This window comes from Pontibacter sp. LHS1 (genome assembly GCF_058932855.1).
Genome location: NZ_JBZYWF010000026.1, coordinates 1 through 2,324, shown reverse-complemented (window position 1 = coordinate 2,324; position 2,324 = coordinate 1). Strand labels below are relative to the sequence as shown.

Annotated in this window: 1 protein-coding gene; it reads left to right on the top strand. The window is 65.7% G+C overall.

Features of this window, described 5'->3' with window-relative positions; genetic code table 11:
* Nucleotides 1–2,324: LamG domain-containing protein (locus AC5FXQ_RS21710; RefSeq protein ID WP_493604506.1), on the top strand; the 2,324-nt coding region annotated here is incomplete at both ends.

Below are 2,324 nucleotides of genomic sequence, written 5' to 3'. Positions count from 1 at the left end.
ACCATGGCCTATGACCACATGGGGCGCCTGGCAAGCCACTGGCAGTCCATCGACGGCCGGGACCCGGTGCTGCTGGCCGAGCGGGCCTATAACGCGCTGGGCCAGGAGACGGCGAAAAGGCTGCACCAAAACGCTGACGGTTCTTTCCTGCAGGAGGTGGACACGCGCTACGGCATCCGCGGCTGGCTTGCCTCGGTCAACGACCCGGGGCAGGTGAGCCAGCAGGGGGACCTGTTCGGCTTGGAGCTGAGCTACAACGAGGGCATGCAGCTGGGGGCGCAGGGGCAGCACAGCGGCAACATCTCGGAGATGCGCTGGGCCACGGCCTCGGACGCAAAGCTGCGGGGCTACGCCTACGCCTACGATAAGGCCAGCCGCCTGAAGGAGGGCCTTTACCGGTCCAACGCCGGCGCGGGCTGGTCGGCCGGGGGGGAGAACTATACGGTGGAAGGGCTCACTTACGACGCCAACGGCAATATCCGGCACCTGGTGCGCCACGGCCTCGTGGCGGGCGACCCCTACGACCGGCAGGACACCCTGAGGGCCTGGGGCAAAGTGGATGAGCTGAGTTACTTCTACGAGGGGAACCGCCTGGAGGGCGTGGACGACTCTCCTGGTTCGGGTTCCGACATCCCAGCCTCCTTGGTGGGGCACTGGGCGCTGGACGAGGGCGGCGGCACGCACCTGGCGGACGCCTCGGGCAAGGGCAATCACGCCGCCGCCGGGGGAGGTCCGTCCTGGGTGCCGGGGGTGAGCGGGCAGGCGCTGCGCTTCAACGGCGTGGACCAGCTGGCCGCAGTGCCCGGCAACCCCTCCCTGGACCTGACGGGATCCCTGACGCTGGCCGCCTGGATAAAGCCGGAGAAGATCGGCCCGCAGTATTTCATCAAGAAGGCCGCGCAGGGGGAGACGGACGGTTATGAGTTCTCGCTCTCCAACGCAGGCAAGGTCTTCTTCCGCTTCAACCAGGCGAGTGCGGGCGACACCTACCGCCTGGACTCCCAGGCGCCCTACCCGACCGACAGCAGCACCTGGATGCACGTGGCCGTCACCTATGACGGCTCCCAGATCAGGATTTATATAGACGGGGTGGAGAATAGCTCCCGCACGCTAGCATCGCCGCCGGCCATCGCCGTGAACGCACTGCCGTTCACCATCGGGGCGGAGGCCGACGGCTTCAGGGGGATGAGGGGCGCCATGGACGATGTGCGGGTCTACAACACGGCTTTGAGTGCGGCGGAGGTGGCGGCGCTGGCTGACCCGGCCGGCAGTCCTGTTGCAGGAGCTTCCGACGCCGGATTCAGTGACGGGGGCAGCAGTTATTCGGTCAATGCGCCGGAGTACGGCTACGACGCCAACGGCAACATGACCAGTGACGCCAACAAGGGCATCACGTTTGTGCGCTACAACCACCTCAGCCTGCCCGACAGCGTGGCGCTGGGTGCGAAGGGCTACATCAAATACATTTACACGGCCTCGGGGCAGAAGCTGCGCAAGGAGGTGCACGAGGTGGGCAGACCGGTGATGGCCACCGACTATGCGGGGCTGTTCGTGCACCAGGGCGACACGCTCTTTGCCCACACTTCGGAGGGGCGGGCGCTCTACGAGCCGGCAACCGACCAGGTGTGGCGCTACGAGTACCATCTGAAGGACCACCTGGGCAACCTCAGGGTGTCATTCGCCGAGGAGGTGACAAGCTCGGCCACGGCGACCATGGAGATGATGGCCGCCCAGCAGGAGGAGGCCGAGTTCGGTCACATACAGGAGACGCGGCACCTGGATAGGGGCCGTTCGCGCACAGGCTCGCACGCGGCGCTGCTGGGGGGCAATCGCAACAGGCCGCTGGGCCCGAGTCGGCGCTTGAGCGTCAGAGCGGGCGACAAGGTGAAGGCGGAGGCCTTCGGGCTGTACGAAGAGGAGGTGAAAAGCAACAAGGGCCTGAGCCTAGCCTCCTGGCTGCTGGGGGCAGCCACGGCGGGCGTGGGCACGGTGAGTGAGCTTGGGAACGGCAACGGCAAGGTGCTGCCCTACATCGGGGCGGGCATTGCGCTGGCGCCCGTTGTTTTGCAGAAAGAAAAAGGGGCGCCGACCGCTTACATTCGCTATATTGCCTATGATAGGGACACGAGTTATGTAGACTCTGGCTATCAGCTGCTCACCCGGCAGGCGAACGGGGAGTGGGAGCGGCTAGAGCTGGAGTATACCGCTGAGCAGGACGGCTTTGTGGAGGTGTTCCTGGCAAACGAGAGCCACGAGGAGGCCTGGTTCGACGACATGAGCGTGAGCCAGACGAGCCCGATGCTGGTGCAGGAGAACCACTACGA